Annotated in this window: 20 protein-coding genes, 2 other RNA genes and 1 pseudogene; 9 read left to right on the top strand and 14 right to left on the bottom strand. The window is 65.8% G+C overall.

The window, feature by feature from the left end; all coding sequences use genetic code 11:
• The first annotated feature begins 65 nt into the window (after positions 1–65).
• Positions 66–2903: an autotransporter serine protease gene (locus A7D17_RS11125; RefSeq protein ID WP_064509137.1), complete on the top strand. Its 2838-nt coding sequence runs from the start codon at positions 66–68 to the stop codon at positions 2901–2903.
• A 97-nt stretch (positions 2904–3000) separates the two neighbouring features.
• On the opposite strand, the gene A7D17_RS11130 is transcribed toward A7D17_RS11125, so the two are convergent.
• The 3 genes and pseudogenes from A7D17_RS11130 to A7D17_RS11135 all read right to left on the bottom strand — a co-directional run bounded on the left by A7D17_RS11130 (position 3001) and on the right by A7D17_RS11135 (position 5129).
• Positions 3001–4101, bottom strand: coding sequence for a Glu/Leu/Phe/Val dehydrogenase dimerization domain-containing protein (locus A7D17_RS11130; protein ID WP_064509138.1), 1101 nt, complete (start codon positions 4099–4101; stop codon positions 3001–3003).
• Between the two features lie 156 nt (positions 4102–4257).
• Positions 4258–4395 (bottom strand): annotated as a pseudogene (locus tag A7D17_RS25230) (2OG-Fe(II) oxygenase); the annotation flags it as partial.
• 206 nt (positions 4396–4601) lie between these two features.
• Complete coding sequence (locus A7D17_RS11135; RefSeq protein WP_064509139.1) at positions 4602–5129, bottom strand: M48 metallopeptidase family protein; 528 nt, start codon at positions 5127–5129, stop codon at positions 4602–4604.
• Positions 5130–5556: 427 nt separating this feature from the next.
• On the opposite strand from A7D17_RS11135, the gene A7D17_RS11140 reads away from it, so the two are divergent.
• Entirely contained in the window at positions 5557–5730 is a 174-nt protein-coding gene (locus A7D17_RS11140; protein ID WP_003489471.1) for a DUF1328 domain-containing protein, read from the top strand.
• A 161-nt stretch (positions 5731–5891) separates the two neighbouring features.
• Here the strand turns inward: A7D17_RS11140 and A7D17_RS11145 are convergent, their stop codons facing one another.
• Positions 5892–6146, bottom strand: coding sequence for a DUF2789 domain-containing protein (locus A7D17_RS11145; RefSeq protein WP_064509140.1), 255 nt, complete (start codon positions 6144–6146; stop codon positions 5892–5894).
• 131 nt (positions 6147–6277) lie between these two features.
• Between A7D17_RS11145 and A7D17_RS11150 the strand changes: the two genes are divergently transcribed.
• The gene (locus A7D17_RS11150) at positions 6278–6544 is read left to right on the top strand and encodes a DksA/TraR family C4-type zinc finger protein (protein ID WP_064509141.1); all 267 of its coding nucleotides are present in this window, start codon (positions 6278–6280) and stop codon (positions 6542–6544) included.
• A gap of 149 nt (positions 6545–6693) precedes the next feature.
• Here A7D17_RS11150 and A7D17_RS11155 read toward each other — a convergent pair whose 3' ends face one another.
• Entirely contained in the window at positions 6694–7287 is a 594-nt protein-coding gene (locus A7D17_RS11155; protein WP_064509142.1) for a mechanosensitive ion channel domain-containing protein, read from the bottom strand.
• A 356-nt stretch (positions 7288–7643) separates the two neighbouring features.
• Complete coding sequence (locus A7D17_RS24850; protein ID WP_239692167.1) at positions 7644–8048, bottom strand: hypothetical protein; 405 nt, start codon at positions 8046–8048, stop codon at positions 7644–7646.
• 113 nt (positions 8049–8161) lie between these two features.
• Between A7D17_RS24850 and A7D17_RS11165 the strand changes: the two genes are divergently transcribed.
• The 3 genes from A7D17_RS11165 to A7D17_RS11175 are packed head-to-tail and all read left to right on the top strand — an operon-like array spanning position 8162 to position 10166.
• Positions 8162–8752, top strand: a complete 591-nt coding sequence (locus tag A7D17_RS11165; RefSeq protein ID WP_064509143.1) for an RNA polymerase sigma factor — start codon at positions 8162–8164, stop codon at positions 8750–8752.
• A complete protein-coding gene (locus A7D17_RS11170; protein ID WP_064509144.1) occupies positions 8749–9270 on the top strand; it encodes a hypothetical protein in 522 nt (173 codons plus the stop codon). Before A7D17_RS11165 ends, A7D17_RS11170 begins: the two co-directional genes overlap by 4 nt.
• A gap of 11 nt (positions 9271–9281) precedes the next feature.
• On the top strand, positions 9282–10166 hold the full coding sequence (locus A7D17_RS11175) for a DUF4097 family beta strand repeat-containing protein (protein ID WP_064509145.1): 885 nt from the start codon (positions 9282–9284) through the stop codon (positions 10164–10166).
• A gap of 135 nt (positions 10167–10301) precedes the next feature.
• Here the strand turns inward: A7D17_RS11175 and A7D17_RS11180 are convergent, their stop codons facing one another.
• The 4 genes from A7D17_RS11180 to A7D17_RS11195 form a co-directional block, all read right to left on the bottom strand.
• A complete protein-coding gene (locus tag A7D17_RS11180; RefSeq protein WP_029221706.1) occupies positions 10302–10487 on the bottom strand; it encodes a hypothetical protein in 186 nt (61 codons plus the stop codon).
• A gap of 189 nt (positions 10488–10676) precedes the next feature.
• Positions 10677–12053, bottom strand: a complete 1377-nt coding sequence (locus A7D17_RS11185; RefSeq protein WP_064509146.1) for an Hsp70 family protein — start codon at positions 12051–12053, stop codon at positions 10677–10679.
• Positions 12054–12189: 136 nt separating this feature from the next.
• Positions 12190–12663: an FKBP-type peptidyl-prolyl cis-trans isomerase gene (locus tag A7D17_RS11190; RefSeq protein WP_064509147.1), complete on the bottom strand. Its 474-nt coding sequence runs from the start codon at positions 12661–12663 to the stop codon at positions 12190–12192.
• 369 nt (positions 12664–13032) lie between these two features.
• Positions 13033–14103 carry a cation diffusion facilitator family transporter gene (locus tag A7D17_RS11195; protein ID WP_064509148.1) on the bottom strand — a complete coding sequence of 357 codons (1071 nt, stop codon included), beginning with the start codon at positions 14101–14103 and terminating at the stop codon, positions 13033–13035.
• Positions 14104–14214: 111 nt separating this feature from the next.
• Here A7D17_RS11195 and A7D17_RS11200 point away from each other — a divergent pair, with 111 nt between their 5' ends.
• On the top strand, positions 14215–14550 hold the full coding sequence (locus A7D17_RS11200) for a zinc ribbon domain-containing protein YjdM (protein WP_064509149.1): 336 nt from the start codon (positions 14215–14217) through the stop codon (positions 14548–14550).
• Between the two features lie 280 nt (positions 14551–14830).
• A non-coding RNA gene (locus A7D17_RS11205) (sX9 sRNA) lies at positions 14831–14906 on the top strand.
• Between the two features lie 4 nt (positions 14907–14910).
• On the opposite strand, the gene A7D17_RS24855 is transcribed toward A7D17_RS11205, so the two are convergent.
• The 4 genes from A7D17_RS24855 to A7D17_RS11225 form a co-directional block, all read right to left on the bottom strand.
• Positions 14911–15693, bottom strand: coding sequence for a DUF6491 family protein (locus tag A7D17_RS24855; protein ID WP_095522601.1), 783 nt, complete (start codon positions 15691–15693; stop codon positions 14911–14913).
• Positions 15682–15757: non-coding RNA, sX9 sRNA (locus A7D17_RS11215), on the bottom strand. The genes A7D17_RS24855 and A7D17_RS11215 overlap by 12 nt, the downstream gene beginning before the upstream one ends.
• A gap of 270 nt (positions 15758–16027) precedes the next feature.
• A complete protein-coding gene (locus A7D17_RS11220) occupies positions 16028–17083 on the bottom strand; it encodes a L,D-transpeptidase (protein ID WP_064509189.1) in 1056 nt (351 codons plus the stop codon).
• 233 nt (positions 17084–17316) lie between these two features.
• Positions 17317–18411 (bottom strand): alkene reductase, encoded by a 1095-nt coding sequence (locus A7D17_RS11225; RefSeq protein ID WP_064509150.1) that lies wholly within the window; start codon positions 18409–18411, stop codon positions 17317–17319.
• A 245-nt stretch (positions 18412–18656) separates the two neighbouring features.
• Here A7D17_RS11225 and A7D17_RS11230 point away from each other — a divergent pair, with 245 nt between their 5' ends.
• On the top strand, positions 18657–19865 hold the full coding sequence (locus A7D17_RS11230; protein ID WP_064509151.1) for an MFS transporter: 1209 nt from the start codon (positions 18657–18659) through the stop codon (positions 19863–19865).
• Positions 19866–20153: the final 288 nt, after the last annotated feature.

A 20153-nucleotide genomic window follows, 5' to 3' on the forward strand; every position in this document is an offset into this window, starting at 1 on the left:
TAAAAATCAATAATCGGGCCCAGGGTTGGGTCCGTCCATGGAATGGGTTCGGGGAGAGCAACACAATGAGGAAGAGAGACGTCGCCAGGACTGTCCTGGCCTCGGCGTTGGCTGTGGCGTTGACCGCGTGTGGTGGTGGCGGTGGCGGCGGAGGTATCCGCTCGACGGCACCGAGTGCGCCGCCGCCGACCTCGCCACCACCGCCCCCGCCGCCGCCCACGTCTCCGCCACCGCCGGCCACTGCGCCGACGCCGGAGCCTGCGATCGATGCGCATCTGGCACTGACCAATGCACGTGCGGCGCAGGCCTTGGGCTTCACCGGCGCTGGCTATCGCATCGGGGTCATCGACAGCGGCATCAACACCAATCATCCGGCGCTGCAGGGGCGGGTGAGCGACAGCTTCATCTATGTCGATCCGCGGACCAACAACGTCGCCAAGGGCGACGTTGTTGGCCACGGCACCGTCGTCGCCGAGCTTGCGGCCGGACGCGCAGTGGGCCAATGGCCGGGTGGCATCGCCCCCGGAGCGGGCCTGGTGTCTGCGCGCATCATCAATGACCGGGCGCCGGTCGATGACGGCAGCGGCCAAGGCAATGAGGTGGATGGCCCGCTCGGGTTGGGACCGGTGCATGCAGACCTGATCGGTGCCGGCGTGCGCATCTTGAATAACTCCTGGGGCGGTGTGTACTGGAACGACGCATCGGTCACCAATCAGATGGCGCAGGAATACCGTTCTTTCGTCATCAACAACGATGGCCTGGTGGTATTTGCCGCAGGCAACGAGTCGCGTGCGCAGCCTTCCGACACGGCAGCACTCCCCAGTCAGCCGGGCCCCGCCGGCACGTTGCCGGCAGCGGACCTGGAGCGTGGCTGGCTGGTCGTCGGTGCGCTGGATACCGCCAATCCCACGCAGCTGGCGTCGTACTCCAACGCTTGCGGCATGGCGATGCGCTATTGCCTGGTAGCGCCGGGGACGTCGATGTTCATCGACCCCGACGCCACCGCCAGCAACATCCGTTATTTCTATGGCAGCGGTACCTCGTTTGCCGCACCACTGGTGTCCGGTGCAGCGGCGCTGGTATGGCAGGCATTTCCGTATTTCAGCAATGATCTGGTGCGCCAGACGCTGCTGGGAACGGCCACCGATCTGGGTGCAGCAGGCGTCGATCCGGTGTTCGGCTATGGGCTGCTCAATGTGGGCAAGGCGGTACTGGGGCCGGCGCGGTTCGACTGGGGCACGGTGGACGTCAACGTGAACACCTTGCGTTCCACCTGGGCCAACGACATCAGTGGCAGCGGTGGCCTGACCAAGCGCGGAACCGGCACGCTGGTCTTGGGCGGCACGGCCAATACCTTCACCGGCGACACCCAGGTACTTGGCGGCACCTTGCAGACCGCCAGCCTGCAGAGTGCACGGGTGGGTATCGCCAATGGGGCGAGCCTGATCGGCGCCGGCAGGATCGGCGGGCGGGTCGACAATGCCGGCACGCTGCAGGTCAATAGCGCGGTGCTATCGGTCAACGGGAACTATACCCAGGACAGTAACGGGCGTCTGGCGCTGAACGTCGGAGACCGCTTGAACGTAAGCGGCACCGCGACCATCGCCGGCGACCTGCAATTGCTTGGCCGGCGCAGCTACGTCGCCAACACCACCACCTATCCGGTACTGCAGGCAACCAACGGCTTGCAGGGCACGTTTGCAACGACCAGCGGCGGGCCGGCAGTGACCTTCCTCGACGCCACGGTGACCTACGACGCCAACACCGCGTTCGTGTCGCTGCAGCGCATGGATGTCACCGCGGTCGCCACCTCCCTTGGTGCGGTGGGGACGGCGTCGATGGAGTCTGCCGTTCGGGTGGAGCAGGCGTTCCAGAAGGTAGACGCGCAACAGCTGCAAGGCAGTGGCGCGATCAGCGGCAGCTTCATGCGTGCCGCGGCAGCGTTGCAGCAGGCGCCCGATGCCAAGGCGGCAGCGGACTCGCTACGCAGCCTGTCCGGGCGTGCGCATGCGGCGTCGGCGGCAATGACCTTCGACACCATCGATCTGGGGCGGCGTGCGCTGGCGTCGCATTTCGATGGCCTGTCGCAGCAGCCGCGGTTGCTTGGTACCTGGCAACGCGCGCTGGGTGGTCCGGGGGAGGGCGGGGTGACCACCTCCGGATTCGCCACCTCCGGCTGGATGATGGGCAACGACCTGCGCCTGGCGTCCGGCGCAGTCGCCGGCTTTGCATTTGGTGAAACGCGCTCCAGCAGCCTGGGCGACCTGGATGGTGCACGTGGCCGCGATCGTCAGGTGCAGGCACAGCTGTACTGGGGCACCACGCTGGGGTCGGCCTATACGCTGGGGCAGCTGGGGTTTGGCAACGTCAACCGGCAGATCGAACGGAACCTGCAGTTGGGCGAAGACCGCAGCAGCGCCTTCAGCGATTACAGCGGCAGTTATCTCAGCAGCAACCTGGAAGCCGGCTACCGCTGGGGACATGCGGCCGCCTCGCTGACCCCATACATGGGGCTGGACTATGTGCGCTTGCGTAGCGAAGGCTTCCGCGAAAGCGGTGGCGACGGGTTCGGTCTGCGTGCCGATGCGAATATGTCATCGCGCACCCAGGTGCTGGCAGGCGTGCGGTCGGCATACCGTTGGCGTGGCCTGCAGTTGGGCGGGTACGCCGAATGGCAGCAGGCGCTGAGCAGCCAGGGCCTGCTGCTGGATGCCAGCTTCATCGGTGTGGATGCCTGGGCACCGCTGCGCGGCATGCAGCCGGCACGTTCGGGCGGGCTGTTCGGAATCGCCGCGTCGACGCCACTGGGGCAGCAGAGCCAGCTGCGTTTTGGTTACGACCAGCGGGTGGGCGAGCGTGGCGACGATCGCGCGCTGAGCCTGAAGTACAGCGCCGATTTCTGATCGGCGTGGTGACGCCCGGGCGCAATGCCCGGGCGTGGCGCTTTCAGCGGCAATCACTTACTGCGCTGGTCGTTACGCCCGATCTATCTGTTTCCAGTTACTCGCCGCGTAGTTTGTGCAGGAAGCGCGGCGCAGTACGGCCCAGCGGCAGCTTGAGTTTACTGATCGCCTCGATGCGGGTTTCGGCGATCTGATCGGCCGCCACCTGCGGTGAAACGTCCTGCTGCGCCGACAGGTCGAAGACCTTTTCCAGGTTGTGGTAAATGCTGCGGATCAGACGCATGGCGCGTTCGCGGTTGTAGCCATCGATTTCCAGCGAGACATTCATCACCCCGCCGGCATTGACCACGTAATCGGGCGCATACAGGATGCCGCGCCGGTGCAGTTCCTCGCCGATGGCGGCGCTGGCAAGCTGATTATTGGCGGTGCCGCAGATGATCCTGGCCTTGAGTTGCGGCAGGGTCTGTTCGTTGATGGCCCCCTCCAGCGCGCAGGGAGCGAAGACGTCGGCCGCGACCTGATGGATCTCGTCCGGGCGCACGGCCTCGGCGCCGTACTCGGCCACCGCGCGGTCCACCAGTGCCTGATTCAGGTCGGCCACATACAGTTTCGCGCCGCGTTCCTTGAGCAGCTTCACCAATTCCATGCCGATGTGGCCCAGGCCCTGGATCGCGATGCTGGCCTTGCCCACTTCCTCATGGCCGAGCTTGCGATTGAGCGAGGCCATCAGCGCCTGCAGCGCGCCATAGGCAGTGAAGGGAGCAGGGTCGCCGGAGCCGCGGTGCACCTGGTGTACGCCGGTGACGTACTCGCTTTCCAGGTAGATCTGCTCCATGTCGTTGACGTCGGTGCCGACATCTTCGGAGGTGATGTAGCGCCCGCCCAAGGTGTCCACGAACCGGCCGAATGCGCGAAACAGCGCCTCGCTCTTGTCGGTCTTGGGGTCGCCGATGATCACCGCCTTGCCGCCACCGACGTTCAGGCCGGCCAGTGCGTTCTTGTAGGTCATGGTGCGGCTGAGGCGCAGCGCATCATCCAGCGCCGCCTCGCTATTGGGGTAGGGACGCATGCGCACGCCGCCCAGGGCGGGCCCGAGCCGGGTACTGTGCAAGGCAATGATGGCCTTGAGACCGGCATCGCGGTTGTGACAGAAGATCACCTGCTCGTGGCCGGTGGTGTCGAGGGTTTCGAAAAGCATCGAAGGCTCCGCGGGGCTGCGTGATGTGCCTTCCCTGAGGCCGGGTCTGCACCCGTGCAATGGGAAACAAAAAACGCGACGTTTGCAGATCCAGTCCGGTCACGTCGCGCTGCAACATTTTAAACCACGTCGACAGGGGGTTGTGTATGAATCTGTTCACCAATCCCGATAGCGCTGCTGCCGAAACCACAGCGTCCCCAGCCACTTGGTTCCGGCCGTGACCGGCAGCCCGGCGTGGAGCGAATCCGGATCGGGGCGGCCGTCGGGGTGGAGATGGTCGAAGCACACCAAGGGAATGGCAGGCAATTGCACTTCCAGGCGGCCAGGTGGGGCTCCGTCTGGCCTGGTGTCTTGCCCGTAAACCGCCGCTGCAGGCAGCGTGCGGCGGTCAGACAAAGATCCTGGAAGTTGTACACGACGTTGGCGCCTGGTGCACGGCACCGCAAGCACCTCGGCGACAGACATGCGCAGTTCCCAAGCGCATCGCCACGTGGTGGAAGTCAGCCGTCGGATTCCATGGCCAGATGGGTCAGGTACAACCGCAGATCGAATTCCAGCTGGTGGTAATCCGGGCGCATGTGGTGACACAGTTGGTAGAAGGCCTTGTTGTGGTCGGCCTCTTTCAGGTGCGCCAGCTCGTGGGCCACGATCATGTGCAGGAAGGGTTCGGGCGCGTCGCGAAACACCGAGGCAATGCGGATTTCGCGGCTGGCCTTGAGTCGGCCGCCGTGGACGCGCGAGATGGCGGTATGCGTGCCCAGTGCGTGCTTCACCACCTGCAGGTGGTTGTCGTAGACGGCCTTGTGCAAGGTCGGAGAGGAGCGCATGTAACGCTCCTTCATGGCCTTGACGTAGTCATACAGGTGGCGATCGGTGCGGATGGAGTGCCGCTCTGGATAGCGCTGTGCCAGTACCGCGGCAAGCTTGTCCTGCGCAATCAATTCGCGCACCTGATCCAGGACAGCGGGTGGGTAACCGGTGAGGTAGCGAAGGGTGTCCATGGCGATCGGATGCGGCGAGAACCGCATGATCGCCGATGCGGGCAGGACTGGCGACTGTTCCGATGGGATGCTCGCCAGCAGTGAACCTCAGCCGATGGCGGGAATGTGGATGTTGTTGAGGCGGCCATGACGGTCGCAAAAGCCGTCGTGAGGTGGCAGGCGCGCGGCTCGTTGCGCGGAGCGTTTTCTGTCAGCTGAGTGCAGCGTTCAACAGCGGGCGCTATCCAACGATCCAACCAGTGTAGGGCGACAGCACGGCTTCAGTGGCGTGGCTATGTGCCTGCGGGCTGGCACTGCTGCGTCAGTCCGGGGTGATGGACGTGTGCCAGCGTGTGTCATGCGTATTCACGAATGCGGCACATCCGGATGGGTAGCGTGCAGCGCATGTTTTGCGGCGACGTGCCGCGAACACACGATTGAACGATTGCATTGTGTCGAACTAGGAGACAACAACATGATCAAGTGGGCCATTATCTTCGCCATCATCGGACTGATTGCCGGTGCGCTTGGATTTGGTGGGATGGCAGGCGCCGCGATGGGCATTGCCAAGTTCCTGTTCTGGGCCGGCATCATCATTGCCATCGTGCTGTTCGTGCTGGGCATGACGATCGCCAAGAAGGTGACCTGAGGCGGCTTGCAGATCCTCGCGAAGGCATCTCTCAACGAGTGCCATGCAGCCAGAAAGAGCGGCCATTGGCCGCTCTTTTTTTGTACGTGATTCCCCGGCTGCGGTGCCGCAGGCGGCCGCAACCGTAGTTGGTGGCCGCAGATTGCCGTTCTGACCTGCCGTCAGACGCCGGTGTTGTCGGCCGCGGTATGCAGCGCGATGTTGAGCTGATCGATGGTCACGATCCAGTCGGCATCGTCGAGGCGTTCTTCACGCAGCAACTGCGCCTGTGCCGGCGTCCAGAACGGTGCCTCCTCCAGTCGCATCTCGCCCGGCAGCGGCGAATGTTCGGCGATGAAAGTGCGAATACTCGCCTCGTCTGACGGAAGGCCAAGCTGGGCGAACAATTCCGAGAACGGGTGAACGGGGTGTTCCATTGCAACTCCTTTGTAGGTGCAGACGATCGGATGTTAGAGCACGCAGTTTGAGGGCACTGTGCACGCCCGGCTTGGATTTGCCTGCGCCGATGACCATATTGGCAGCCTGACCAGCGAAGGGTGAGACCACCATGGCAACCGGATGGGCGGGTGATGGAGCGGTGCAGGACCAGATCGATGCCACCGTCGAGGATGCAATCAAGCGCGCGCGGAGCCAGTTGCACCAGGGGCCGAGCCTGACGCACTGCGAGGACTGCGACGCACCGATCCCAGAAGCGCGTCGTAAGGCCGTGCCGGGCGTGCACCTATGCGTGACCTGCCAGGAAATGCATGATCAGGAGCACGGCGCGCAGAGCGGCTTCAACCGCCGTGGCAGCAAGGACAGTCAGCTGCGCTGACCGGGCTGGTGGCCTGTCCGTCAGCGTGCGGGCGACGCCGTGTTGTGCGAACGAAGCAGGCTATACCTTGGTACGCGCATGCGACAAAGCGCCGATCTACATGGCGCCACAGCTGGCGTGGCACGCCCGCCGCGTGAGCTGCTGCGCCGTTAGCTTGCGTTGAAGCCGCTGCTCTCGCGCCAACGACGCGTCGTACGCTGGAAGAACAGGCTGTTGGGTACCTGCAGCACGCTGCCGGCGTGGTCGCCGGTTTCTTCCAGCGTCGTGTAGATCACGTTGATATCAATCACGCGCCCTTTCAGCCCCGGTTTGTCGCCCCCTTCGAGCAATTCGATATGGTCGTGCAGCCGGAATGGGCGGGTGGTGATGATCAGGAATGTGCAGAAGATGTTGGACAGCACACTCCACGCAGCGAAGAATGCGACCGCGCCAACCGCTGCAAAGCTGGTGAAGGCTGTCCACAGCACGGCGGTCGAGACCCCGAGTACATGCAGCGCAATCAGGACCGCGCTGAGCGAAATCACGAAGCTTCCGACGCGGCGAATACCAATCGTAATCTCGGCCGGGACGCTGTAATGCGCACAGATGCGCCGTAAGAGTTGGCGCAGCAGTAACCGGGTCAACGCTGCGACCGCGAGGATCATGACGATCTTGATCGTTGGCACCGCCACCGCCAGCCATTCCGGATTCCAGTGCGGCAACAGGCTACGGATCATGGCGGGCAAGGCTTCGGACGCGGACATCACTGCATGGGAAAGCGGGACAGGGGCCTAGTGTAACGTGCGACTTCCGCCCACCAGGAGCAGGAACTAAATGCGCGCTCATCCAGGCCGGCAAGATGCCCGCCGCTATCGGCCTACGTAAGGCGTTGCGATGCGTGGTCGACGCTTTCCAGCTGACCTTGCAACCCAGCGCTGCGAGCGTATCGATCCAGGCCCATGCGAAAGGCATTCGCGGGCAATCCGGGCGCCTCGTGCGTCAATCACGGCGCGGTCGCCGTGCGCAGTGCTGATGCGCGCCGTGGCTGCACTGCGGCCAGGTCGGCGATCACGCTGCAATGCATGCGGCTGCAACGGGTGGTGAAGGCAGGTCTTGCGGTTCAATGCCGGTGGCGCAGGCCAGGGGCAGCCAGCCTGACCAGGCGCTGCCAGGTCTGCTCGACGGAACGGACCGGTATCCATGCAGCCGGGCCCTCCGCGCCAATGCAGGAGGGCTTCGGCCACGTTGTGCGACGCAGGCACAGTTCGATACGGGTGGATGTCAGTGTGAGCTGTACCGCGTCCAGCGGCAGGGCGGATGTGCAGTGGCTGGGGGAGCACAAGGCCAGAATCAGGCCGAGCAGGTGCGACATGACGATCTCCAGCGTGGACCAGGCACTGCCAGCACGAAAGGAGCAGGCAGCGTGCGGCGCAGCAGCGCCGTTGCAGGCTTGGATGCGCCAACCGCCGAAAAGGTTTAGAGCGCAATCTGCACTGCGCTCCAGCGGGCGCGGCAGGGCGGGCATGGGATCGATGCAACGCCAGTCCAACCCTGCAGTGGCACGCTGCACTTGAGGCGCGAGTGCAAAAAAATCTGCCGAGAGTTAAACCTTTGCGCCGTCAGGCGCATCCAACTGGCATGCTCGACATCTCCGTGCCCATCGACCGACCATCGCCCGGCGCCACCTCCACCGACCGCGACGACGCGACGTTGGCGCGCGCGGCGGCGGCAGGGGAGCGCGCGGCTTACGAGGTGATCTATCGCCGGCATTCACCGCGGTTATATGCGCTGGTCTGGCGCCTGTGTGGCGGCAACGCCGCGCGCGCGGACGACGTGTTGCAGGAGACCTTCATCGCGGCGTGGAAGGCCCTGCCGCAGTTCCGTTTCCAGTGCGCGCTGGGTACCTGGCTGCACCGTCTGGCCGTCAATACCGCGCTGATGGAATTGCGTGCGCATGCGGCCTCCGGCCACCCTGTCGTGGACGATGCCGATGGCGAGATCCTGGCGGCGGTGCCCGACGCTGCGCGGTGCCAGTCGACCCGGATGGACCTGGAGCGGGCGCTGGAAACCCTGCCACCACGCGCCCGTGCAGTGCTGGTGCTGCACGATATCGAAGGCTGGAAACACCAGGAGATTGCCGACCAGCTACAGATGGCGGTCGGCAGTTCCAAGGCACAACTGCATCGTGCGCGCGGCCTGCTACGCGCGCGGCTGGGAGAACCCGCATGACCCATGAGTCGCATGACCACAACGAGGTTGCGGACGCTGCATTGCGCGCGCGCCTGCGGGCCTTGCCGCAGCAGCGCCTGCCACCTGCGCAGGTGTGGGAACGCATCGCTCCCGCGTTGGGGCCGCAGCCCGGCGCCGCTGCGCTGCGGGCGCAGCGCAGGCGGAGCTGGTCAATACCGGCACTCGGCGTGGCACTGGCCGCGGCGGTGGCCTTGATTGCAGTCGTGCCCGGCATCCACCGGTCGGCGCCACCGCCCGCACAGCCGGCGCTGGTGCTGCAGGCGCAGGCGATGGCTGGGCAATACCAGCAGGCCATGGCGGAATTTCCGCGGCAGCAGGTACCGGCAGAGCTGCGGCCTGCGCTGGACGAGCTGGATCACAGTGCCCGGAGCATTCATGCCGCCATCGTGCAGAGCCCGCGTTCGGCCTTTTTGTTGTCGCAGCTGCAGCGTACCTACGCCAAGCGGCTGCAGTTGACCCGTCTCGCCTTGCAAGGCGAGGCGTCCTTCCCGAGTTGAGGAGCATGCCCATGCGCTACGCCACCATTTCCCTGCTGCTGTTGGCCGCGTTCTGCGCTGCGCCTGCGGCAGCGCAGACCGCCGTGAATCAGAGTCATCCGCTGGCGCGCGGAGGGCGCGTGGAACTGGAAAACATTGCCGGCAAGATCCGCGTACGCGGCTGGGACCGCGACGAAGTGACGCTGACCGGGACCCTGGGCGAGGGCCAGCGGCTGGATGTGGACGCTAGCTCGAACCGGCTGCAGTTCGAGGTGATCTACCCGCGTAATAGCCGCAACGGCCGGGGCGCGCAGCTGGAGTTGCGCGTGCCGCGCGGCGCCTTGTTGCAGGTGGATGCGGTCAGTGCCTCGGTCGATGTGGATCAGGTCGACCTGGCGACGCTGCAGCTCAAGTCCGTCAGTGGCGATGTGGTCGCCAGCGGGCGCGCCAAGGAGACGCACCTGGAAACGGTCAGCGGGCAGCTGCGCAGCACGGTGAACAGTGCGCGGGTGACCTTGGGGACGGTCAGCGGGGAGATCGACGCGCAGGCGGGTGCCAGCGGCATGGTGTCGGTCGAATCGGTGTCCGGTCAGATCCGGATCGGCGCCGGCCAGGTGTCGCAGTTGCGCTCGGAAAGCGTGTCGGGCGCGACCGCAGTGACAGTGGCCGGGCTGGCGCCGGGCGGCAGCATTTCTGCAGAAAGCGTGAGCGGCACGATCACGCTGGGGGTGCCGCGCAACGTGTCGGCAGCGCTGGACGTGGACGTGTTCAGCGGCGACATCCGCTCGGTGGCCGGCAAGGTCGAGCGCCCCGAGTATGGCCCCGGCAAGCACCTGCGCACCACGCTGGGGGGCGGCAATGGCGACATCAAGCTGGAGTCGCACTCGGGCTCGGTGCGCATCGACTACAACAACTGAGCTGCGGCAACCAGGCCTGCAAAACAAACGTGCCACCTTGCGGTGGCACGTCGGTGAAACACTTCAAGGCAACCCTTGCAGGCAACTGCCGGTCTGCTCGCCGCACGGCGGGGGCAGACGACAGCAGCGTGCCGCTTAGCCGATCTTGTCGCCATCGTTGCGCGCGGGGCCGAAGTTGGTGGTGAGCACTTCGATCCGGCCGCCGGTCTTGCGGAACGCGGCAATGTCGGCAGCGATGCGCTCACGACTGAGCGGCTGCGACTTGCCTTCGCTGCGAGCGATGCTGGGCTGGGATTTCTGCTTGGTCGCGGGACGTGCCATGTGGCCTCCTGTAGCGGGGAAGTGCAATGACACCGCGTGCGGCAAGGGTGGCGCGCGCGTGAAGCGGTGTCGAGAAGTGCGATCGCGTTCGGTGCGCAATCGCGGCGGCACGGCGTGCGTGCCTTGCAGGCATGACGGCGGAGCGTCAGGCAGCAACCGTGCATTATACGAGCTGATTGGCGACTTTTGTTAACCGTCCGATGGACGGGCGCCGCCTGCCGCCGCCCAGGCCAGGCCTTGCACGACCCCGAACGACGGATCTCCCTGCACCATGCGCGATTCCGGGAAAGCGGCCGCCACCGCGTCGCGCAGATAGCCGGCGCGCGACATGCCGCCAGTCAGGAACAGGGTGGCCGGCGGCGCGGCCATGTCGGCGCGCACCTGCGCCAGCAGCGCTTCCAGCTCGCGCAGATAGCTGGAGGCGGACGCAACCAGCGCATCGGCCTGCACGTCCACCTGTAGCCCGCGTTCGATGAAATCCAGTGCCGTGTGGTGCTGGTCGGCTTCGCTGAGCGCAATCTTGCAGGCTTCCACGTGGCGATACAGGCGCGCGGTATTGCCGGTGTCCTGCAGCGCCTTCAGGCGCGTATCGAACGGGGCCGGGGCGTCCTGATAGTTGTGCAGGCGGAACTCGCGCTGGCGCGTCATGTCCTGCACCATCGCCGCTTCCACGTAATGGTGGGCCGGCACGCGGGTGGTGCCGCGGCCGAACAGCGGCATGTAGCTGGCAAGGCTGAGCGCCAGATCGATATCGGTCCCACCGCGCGCGATGCCCCAGGCGCGGTGCACCTGCGGCGCGGTGCTGCCACCGACGCTGGCATGCGCAATATCGGTGGTACCGCCACCGATATCGACCACTACGGTCTCGTGCCGGCTGTCGTGGCTGACGTGGTAATGCATCGCCGCGGCAGCGGGTTCTTCGAGAAACTCCACGCTGTCGAAGCCGGCGGCGATGGCGGCGGTCTGCAGGATATCCAGCGCCTGTGCATTGCCTGCATCACCGATCGAACTGCGGAACTGCACCGGACGACCGAGCACGGCGGCGCGGATATTGATGTCGAACTGACGCGAGGCAGTGAGACGGATATGTTCCAGCACGTGCGTGGCGATGCCGGTAATGGTCTGGCGCGCACGCGGATGCAGGTTGTAGCCCAGCATCGACTTGGGGCTCTGCACCAGATTGCCTTCGCCTTCGAGAAAGTAGGCGTCCAGCGCCTCGTCCCCGTAGACCGCATTCTGCAGCAGTGCCGCCGAACTCCGCGGCTCGCGCACCTGCTGCTCCATCCATTGGCGGCGCACGACACGCAGCGCATCGCGCCGCAGGCTGTCGGGATTGGAAGCGCGCCCGGCAGCGGTGGCGTCGCGACGCGCGGAATCGATCAGGCGCTCCATCTCGTATTCCAGCGCCGGTGTCAGGCTGAAATCCTCCGGGTCGCGCATGGTCTCGGGAAAGTAGACCGTGGTGCGGAACTGCAAGGCCTCGCCGAAGCGCACCGGCTCCACCTGGCCGTCGACGATTGCCGCAGCGGCGGAGTTGCTGGTACCAAAGTCGATGCCGAGTTTCATGCGCAGCTGCCTGGGAACGGGCCGCGCACTTTACTACGGCGGCCACATCGGCCGTCCAGGCTGGCGTGCCTGAACGGCGTTCCCAGACGAAGTAGGGTCAACCCTGCCATATGCCGACGGCACATGGCTGTTGGCCTCAGGCGGCGACGTCGTCGACGTGGCCCTGGTTCAACTCGTCGGGGGTGGCTTCGCGCACCTGCACCACTTCCACTGCGAAATGCAGGGTCTGCCCGGCGAGCGGGTGGTTACCGTCCACGGTGACCTGCTCGGGGCCGACCTCGGTCACGGTGACCAGCACTGGACCCTGCTGCGTCCGTGCCTCGAACTGGACACCCGGCACCACGTCAACATCGGTCGGGAAGGCGTCGCGCGGCACATGCTGGATCAGCTGCTCATGGCGTGGGCCATAGCCTTGTTCCGGGGCGACATCGGCAGTGAGCGTGTCGCCGGCTTGCCTGCCGTCCAGCGCCTGCTCCAGGCCGGAAACGATATTGCCGGCACCATGCAGGTAGCTCAGCGGCGTGTCCGGCGTGGAACGGTCCAGTACCTGGCCGCTGTCGTCGGAAAGGGTGTAATGAATGGTCGCAACGCGACCCTGGCTGATTTCCATTGGAAACCTCCATGAGGGGGATCAAGGGGAGTGCACCGGCTGATTCACGATGCGAAGAGATGCTGCAGCCACACCGTAGGCAATCGGGCTGCATCATGCAACCGCTGCCGGAGCGGCTATTGGGCCGAGGATCAGCTTGGTGGAAACGCGCATGTCGGCCGCACTGCCCAATGACGCTGCACACGTACGCTGCGCGCAAGACATGCAGGATGTAGCGGTGTGAGCGGTCATCAGGCATGGCGTAGCGTGCCGGCTGCGATCAGGCGCGCTGATGTGAGGCGATGCCACGCCCACCGCAGGTAGAGTAGATCCTGCAGAAACGCGCCAAGCGCGCCGGTCAGCGTCGCAGTGCACGGGTGTCGATGCCGCTCAGTCGGCCTGCGCACCACGTTCGATCTGGGTGCGTCGCGCCTGCCAGGTTTCCGGGGTCTGCGGCTTGACGAACAAGGCGGTGATCTCCGGATGCTGGCGCTTGGCCGCCGCTTCGATACGCGCGACGCAGGCTTCGATGTCCGGCGTGCTGCGGGTGTCTTCGAATTCGGCACTCAGCGCGGCGACCACCTGGTTGGGGCCCATCTGCATGGTCAGCACGCCATTGGCGGCGCGTACGTCCGGGTCACTGGCGGCAATGCGCAACAGCGACGCGCTGACATGCGCATGCGCGGGTTCGCCGATCAGCAGGCCCTTGGTTTCACGCGCCAGCAGGAAAGCGGTAAAGGCGAGCACGCCGGCAATGCCGATCGAGGCAATGCCGTCGAGCTCCGGCATGTCCAGTAGCTGCGCCCCGGCCAGGCCGAGCAGGGCCATGAACAAGCCAATCAACGCGGCGCTGTCTTCCAGCAGCACGGTGAAGGTGCTGGGATCCTTGCTTTTGCGAAACGCCTCGAAGTAACCCATGCGGCCCTTCTTGGCGCGGAACTCGCGCAACGCCACCACCCAGGAAATGCCTTCGAACACGATGGATACGCCGAGCACGCAGTAGGCGATCAGGTGGCTCTTGGCAGGCTCGGGATGGCGCAGATGCACGATGCCTTCGTACAGCGATACGCCGGCGCCCATCGCAAACACCAGCAGCGCCACGATGAAGCTCCAGAAATACAGCTCGCGCCCGTAACCGAACGGATGGGTGGGCGTGGGCGCGCGTGCCGCGCGACGCAAGCCATACAGCAACAGCACTTCGTTGACGGTGTCCACCAGCGAATGCACGCCCTCGCTGAGCATGGCCGAGCTGCCGGAGATGCCGGCCGCGATGAATTTGGCCACCGCAATGGCAAGGTTACCGGCCAGGGCGACGTAGACCACCAGATGCGAGCCTTTGGTGTGGTCCGGCCCGGCGTTCGTATCTGCGGCCTTGGCGGCGTCGCCGTTCTGCCCGGCAGCGGGCGCATCGGTGCGCGGCGATGCGGCAGCCGGTGTGGAAGGGTCTGAGCGATTGGACACGGGCGGCCTGCAGTGTTCGGCAAGCGCTGCACTATCGCGTTGCAGCCGTGCCCGCTACGTGATCGCAGCGCCGGCAGCTACAATCCACGCCCGTTTCGATCAAGGACTCGCATGTCTACCGTTCCCGCCTGCCCGCAATGCGGCCAGGACAACACCTATGCCGACGGCGCGCTGTCGGTCTGCGCAGACTGCGGTTTCGAGTGGAGCGCGGGAGAGCCTGCTGCAAACGCCACCGTAGTCCGCGACAGCAACGGCAATGTGCTGCAGGCCGGCGATACGGTGACGGTGATCAAGGATCTCAAGGTCAAGGGCTCGTCGATTCCGCTCAAGCAGGGCACGGTGATCCGCAATATCCGCCTGGTCGAAGACGATGCCGAGCATATCGAAGGCAACTCGGAAAAGATCAAGGGCCTGGTGCTGAAGACCTGCTTCCTGCGCAAGGCATGACCGCTTGCTGGCGGCGTGATGGCCGCCAGTTGCGCAGGTGAGGTGCCTGATCGCTACTGGCATGCGCGTTGCGTCCTCTGTGCACCCGGTTGATGGCGGAATGCAGTGAGCTGCGCCGCGGTGAGCTGCAATGGCGCGGCGCAACCAGCACATTCCGCAAGATTGGGTTCCATCCGCAACGCGCTACGCCCGCCCAGCCGAGCCCATACGCCGATATCTGGAGCAGCTACGACACTACTGCGCTCACCGTCAGGCGGACGCGGCCGGTGCTCGGTAAGGCATGTGCCACGCGTACACTTCGCCTCCCTTGCGCCGTCCGCATCGACCTGACGACCGCTCGCTACGGTTTGATAGCCGCGCTTAGTCGCGCGGATACACCGCTGCCACCAGGCAGCTCTGGCGCATGCGTGAGAGCCGGCCGCCACGCGTCGTGCCCAGATCTCCTTCGTGGCCGGCACCGGCGTTTGCGCCGGCAATGCCGATCTCGTCCAGCACGTCGACCTTGTCGCCGGGATTGCCGCAGATCGCGTTCAATCCCATGCCGGACACGAAGCGAATCGGCGGGGCGCCGCTCAGTTCGTTGCAGCTGTCCATCAGTTCCACCCGGTAATGGCGATGCGTGCCGGGATGACGCGGGGAGACTTCCACCACCAGCCCCTGTGCGTCTTCCGACCATGCACGCAACATGCTGGGATGAAAACAGTAGCTGGATGAGCCTGCGAAGTTGCGCCGCCGCGCCTCGCGCACGCTTACCCCTTCCAGGGTCGGTACCTCGCCGTGATTGCGGCGACGCGCCAGGTCGGCGAAGTCGCGTGCATCGATCGAGGCAACCTGCGCAACGGCGCAGCGCTGCTGTCCGGCGCTGGCATATGCCGGCGTCCCGTTGCAGACCCAACCGTGTGGTGCCAGCAGGGTGGCGTCGGTCTGCGCGCCGAGCTGCGGGCAGTCCTGCGCCAGCTGCAGGCGGAACAGGCGGCCATCGCGTTCGGCCACCGCCAGCGTGCGCGCGTCGGCCTGGTGAAACTCCGAGACCTGGCGCGCATCCAGGCAGCTGGCATCCGGCGCGGCGGGGCGCGTGGATTCTGCGGATGCAGTGAGCGCGGAACTGGCAAACAAGGTGGTGCCAACAGCAGCGACCAACACGTAGCGAGCGGTCATCAGGTAGGTGCGGACGGCGCGGAGGAACCGGAGCGTACGAGTGATACATGAGAAGTTCGAGCACCGGCCGCGCCCGCCTGGCGGCCGCGCAGTAGTTTTGGTAGTTGCTCTTTGCGGAACCGCCGGGAGCACACGCATCACGCACATCCTTGGCAATGAGATGGCTGCATCATGTGCCGGCCCCGTTGGGCTTGCAAACGCGAGCGTAGCGGCACCGACGCTGGATCTGCAGGCCGCTGCCTCAGTGCGCGCCCGATGTAAGCAGGGAGTTGGATAGCGCCAGGTCGGCCGCTGGATCGCACTACCAGCGTGATCTGCGTCAGTGCGGCTCGGGCGGATCCGAATCCAGCACCTGCAGCTTGCTGCCGGTGGTCTCCGGCAGGATGCGCTGGTCGGTGGCGACCAGGACGACGCCGGGCGTCAGCAAGGGCAGCAGTTCGGCCAGGAACGCCGGCGGTACCTGCAGCCGCGCGATGGTGTCGGCGTCCAGCGCCTGGCCTGCCGCGGCCGTGCTGCCGGGAATGCCGATGCGCATCCAGTTGGGCATGCGGCGACCGGGCAGGCCGGCGATGTCGCCGGGCAAAAAGCCCTGGCCGACGATGAAGGCCTGCGTGCCCAGCGGCGCCGCACCCGGCGGCGCATGCACGGCGACCTGGGCGCGCCCGATTTCCACGCCATTGCGGTAGACCAGCAATTGTTGGTCGGTGCTACTGATCAGCATCGAGACCGGGCCGGTGGACGCCAACGCCGGTTGCCATGCAAATGCCTGGCCATTGGGCAGCGGCAGCAACGGGCGCTCGGCGCCGGTGGTCGGGTCGATCGGGCTGAGCGCGCGCGGATGCACTACATCGTCGGCACTGACGCCGGCCTGCGCCACTACCACCACCATGCCCATGTTGGAATTGTCGAACAGCAGCCGGGCGAATTCCGATGGCAGGTGCACGCAGCCATGCGATTCCGGGTAGCCGGGCAGGCCGCCGGCATGCAGCGCCACGCCATCCCAGGTGAGCCGCTGCTGATACGGCATCGGCGCAGCGTTGTAGATATTGGAACGGTGATCCCGGTCCTTCTGCAGGATGGTGAACACCCCGGTAGGAGTCTCATGCCCGGGCTTGCCGGAGCTGATGGTGGACACGCCGATCAGGATGCCGTTGCGATACGCATATGCGCGCTGTTCGGTGAGGCTGACGATCACCGCCATCGGTCCCCAGCCCTTGCTCACGCCACCCCAGATCCATTCGCCCGGCTTCAGGTCGGCAGGCAGGGTGTCTGCAGGGCTGGACTGGCGGGCGCCCCAGAACGGCGCGGCGGCCGCGTGACCACTCACCAGCAACATGCACAGCAGCGCAAACGAGAGCAGGAGCCGCATCGGCATTCCCATCAGGAGGGTTGCACCGATGCTAGCGGGCTGGCGCGCACGCGTCATCGGGCGATGCCGTGCGCTAGGCGCGGCATGCGAAGGTGGCGTCGCCCAGTAGTCAATGCGACGCGTGCGACCTGGTGTGCGGCTGCAGGAGTCCGGCAGTGCGCGTGCGTCGCGTGGGCGATGACGCTCGCAGCCCGATCGCCGCCGCATGGCAACGACGATCGGGCAGACTGGCGTCATGCTTACTCCGGCAACGCCGGATAATCGGTATAGCCCTTGGCGCCGCCGCCGTAGAGGGTGGACTGATCCACCTCGGCCAGCGGGGCGTGTTCGCGCAGGCGACGCACCAGATCCGGGTTGGCAATGAACGGGCGACCATAGGCGATGGCATCGGCATAGCCGCTGCTGATGGCATGCTCGGACATCGCGCGGTCATAGCCGTTGTTGGCAATCCAGGCACCATCGAACTTGGCGCGCAGTGCAGCGTAGTCGAAGGCGATGTTGTCGCGCGCGCCGCCGGTGGCACCCTCGATCACGTGCACGAACGCCAGGCCGCCGATCAGGTTCAGCCGCTCCACTGCACGTTCGAACAGCGGCTGCGGGTTGGAGTCGTGTGCGCCGTAGACCGGGGTGACCGGCGACAGGCGTACGCCGGTGCGCTCGGCACCGATCTCATCTGCGATGGCCTGTACCACTTCGGCGAGCAGGCGGGTGCGGTTTTCGATATCGCCGCCGTAGGCATCGGTGCGCTTGTTGGAACCATCGCGCAGGAACTGGTCGAGCAGGTAGCCGTTGGCCGCATGCACTTCCACGCCATCGAAACCGGCCTCGATCGCATTGCGCGCGGCGATGCGGTAGTCCTCGATCAGTGCGGGGATTTCGTCCAGCGCCAATGCACGCGGTTCGGAAACGTCCTCGAAGCCGTTCTTGGTGTAGGTCTTGCCTTCTGCACGAATCGCGCTGGGCGCGACCGGCACTTCGCCCGGCGGCAGTACGCTGGTGTGCGAGACGCGGCCGACATGCCAGAGCTGCAACACGATCTTGCCGCCACGTCGATGCACTTCATCGGTGACCGCGCGCCAGCCGGCGACCTGTTCGGCGCTATGGATGCCTGGCGTATCCAGGTAGCCCTGGCCGAGCGGACTGATCTGTGTGCCTTCGGCGACGATCAGGCCGGCAGTGGCGCGCTGGCCGTAGTATTCGGCGGCCAGCGGCGACGGAACCTGCCCGGCGCCGGCACGGTTACGCGTCAGCGGCGCCATGATCACGCGGTTGGCAAGGTCCAGCGCGCCCAGGCGCACCGGGGAGAACAGTGGGGATTCAGTGGATTTGGACATCAGCAACCAGTCGTTGTTGGATCACACGCAAGGCGCGGCGCCGCGCCGATCGCGGTGCCCCACAGCGATGGTGGCGGACCCAAGCGGATTCGAGCGACGCGGATAGGACACAGCGTCTCCCGGTCCACTGAAGTAGGTGAAACCGTGACGGGCGAGGTGTGCGGGCTGAATCGGCCAAAACATCGGCCTTTCCTGTATTGCTGCATTGCACAATAATAAGCCGCCCCGTCAATCTGGAGTCGGGCATGTCCGATATCGATCCTTCCGCCCCGCGCGTGCCCCGGCGCGATTACGTGCTAATCCTGCTGGCGCTGGCGATGGGCGGCTTTGCGATCGGTATCAGCGAATTTTCCACAATGGGCCTGATGACGCAGATTGCGCAGGGCCTGCAGATCAGCGAGCCGCAGGTGGGCCATGTCATTAGTGCCTACGCGCTGGGTGTGGTGGTCGGCGCGCCATTGCTGGCCATTCTGGGCGCGCGCTGGCCGCGCCGCACCCTGTTGCTGCTGCTGATGGTGTTTTACGCGGTGGGCAATCTGGCCAGCGCGTTGGCGCCGAGCTATCACACCATGCTGCTGTGCCGCTTCATCGCAGGCCTGCCGCATGGCGCGTATTTCGGCGTGGCCTCGTTGGTGGCCGCCTCGATCAGCCCGCCCAACCAGCGCGCTACTGCGGTGGGACGCGTGCTGCTGGGCTTGAGCGTGGCGTTGCTGGTGGGCAATCCACTGGCGACCTGGCTGGGGCAGATCGTCAGCTGGCGCTGGGCGTATGCGTCGGTGTCGGTGATCGCCTTGGGCACGGTCGCGGCGGTGGCGGCCTTGTTGCCGCCCGCGCCCGACGAGCCGCGGCAGCAGCCGTTGCGCGAGCTGCGCGCGTTCAACCGGCCACAGGTGTGGTTGGCGCTGGCGATCGGCGCCGTGGGGTTTTCCGGCATGTTCTGCGTCTTCAGTTATCTGGCGCCGACGCTGACGGCGGTGACCGGCGTGGAGCCGGCGCGCATCCCGCTGGCCATGGCCGCCTTTGGCGTGGGCGGCGTGCTTGGCAGCATCCTGGGAGGCTGGCTGTTTGATCGCCTGCAGTTCCGTGCAGTGCCGGTGCTGCTGGGGTGGTCGATCGTGGTGATGCTGACGTTTCCGTTGGCAGCGCACTCGGGCCTGTGGGTGTTTGTTTCCATCATCGCGGTGGGCACCATGGGCGCCCTGGCGCCTGCATTGCAGACCCGCCTGATGGATGTGGCGGCCGAAGCGCAGACCCTGGCGGCGGCGTCCAACCATGCGGCGTTCAATACCGCCAATGCGCTGGGGCCGTGGCTGGGCGGCATGGCCATCACCGCGGGCTGGGGCTGGACATCCACCGGCTACGTCGGCGCTGCCACCGCGCTGGGTGGCCTGCTGATCTATGCCGCAGCGGTCTGGCAGGAACAGCGTCAGCGCAGCGCGCTGGCCAGCTATTGAGATGATCCAGTGTCGGGTCAGCCCCCGGCGGCAACACGACGCCTCTGATATCGATGTGCTCGGACATCGCGCATGCGTGCAGGTGATGCCTGCCTCACGCGGTGATCTGCTGTTGCCTGCGTTGTTGCGGCAGCGGTGCCAGTCACCGGCCAGGGCGGCCACGCGGCCGCTGAGTTGCCGCTCGCGCACAGCGCCATGCCGGCTGCACTGGTGCAGGTCGTGCCGGTGCCGGTTGTCCAACGATCGAGGAAGACCGATGCTGCTGTCTTGCGCGGCCTGTCTCATCCA

Source organism: Xanthomonas floridensis, assembly GCF_001642575.1.
GTDB classification, from domain to species: domain Bacteria; phylum Pseudomonadota; class Gammaproteobacteria; order Xanthomonadales; family Xanthomonadaceae; genus Xanthomonas; species Xanthomonas floridensis.

Coding starts and splice junctions, on each gene's coding strand:
- A7D17_RS11185 (WP_064509146.1), bottom strand. CDS start 12,053: ATGAAACTCGGCATCGACTTTGGTACCAGCAACTCCGCCGCTGCGGCA.
- A7D17_RS11230 (WP_064509151.1), top strand. CDS start 18,657: ATGTCCGATATCGATCCTTCCGCCCCGCGCGTGCCCCGGCGCGATTAC.
- A7D17_RS11170 (WP_064509144.1), top strand. CDS start 8,749: ATGACCCATGAGTCGCATGACCACAACGAGGTTGCGGACGCTGCATTG.
- A7D17_RS11180 (WP_029221706.1), bottom strand. CDS start 10,487: ATGGCACGTCCCGCGACCAAGCAGAAATCCCAGCCCAGCATCGCTCGC.
- A7D17_RS11200 (WP_064509149.1), top strand. CDS start 14,215: ATGTCTACCGTTCCCGCCTGCCCGCAATGCGGCCAGGACAACACCTAT.
- A7D17_RS11150 (WP_064509141.1), top strand. CDS start 6,278: ATGGCAACCGGATGGGCGGGTGATGGAGCGGTGCAGGACCAGATCGAT.
- A7D17_RS11145 (WP_064509140.1), bottom strand. CDS start 6,146: ATGGAACACCCCGTTCACCCGTTCTCGGAATTGTTCGCCCAGCTTGGC.
- A7D17_RS11135 (WP_064509139.1), bottom strand. CDS start 5,129: ATGCGGTTCTCGCCGCATCCGATCGCCATGGACACCCTTCGCTACCTC.
- A7D17_RS11220 (WP_064509189.1), bottom strand. CDS start 17,083: ATGCCGATGCGGCTCCTGCTCTCGTTTGCGCTGCTGTGCATGTTGCTG.
- A7D17_RS11125 (WP_064509137.1), top strand. CDS start 66: ATGAGGAAGAGAGACGTCGCCAGGACTGTCCTGGCCTCGGCGTTGGCT.
- A7D17_RS11165 (WP_064509143.1), top strand. CDS start 8,162: ATGCTCGACATCTCCGTGCCCATCGACCGACCATCGCCCGGCGCCACC.
- A7D17_RS11225 (WP_064509150.1), bottom strand. CDS start 18,411: ATGTCCAAATCCACTGAATCCCCACTGTTCTCCCCGGTGCGCCTGGGC.
- A7D17_RS11155 (WP_064509142.1), bottom strand. CDS start 7,287: ATGTCCGCGTCCGAAGCCTTGCCCGCCATGATCCGTAGCCTGTTGCCG.
- A7D17_RS24850 (WP_239692167.1), bottom strand. CDS start 8,048: ATGCCCGCCCTGCCGCGCCCGCTGGAGCGCAGTGCAGATTGCGCTCTA.
- A7D17_RS11130 (WP_064509138.1), bottom strand. CDS start 4,101: ATGCTTTTCGAAACCCTCGACACCACCGGCCACGAGCAGGTGATCTTC.
- A7D17_RS11190 (WP_064509147.1), bottom strand. CDS start 12,663: ATGGAAATCAGCCAGGGTCGCGTTGCGACCATTCATTACACCCTTTCC.
- A7D17_RS11175 (WP_064509145.1), top strand. CDS start 9,282: ATGCGCTACGCCACCATTTCCCTGCTGCTGTTGGCCGCGTTCTGCGCT.
- A7D17_RS11140 (WP_003489471.1), top strand. CDS start 5,557: ATGATCAAGTGGGCCATTATCTTCGCCATCATCGGACTGATTGCCGGT.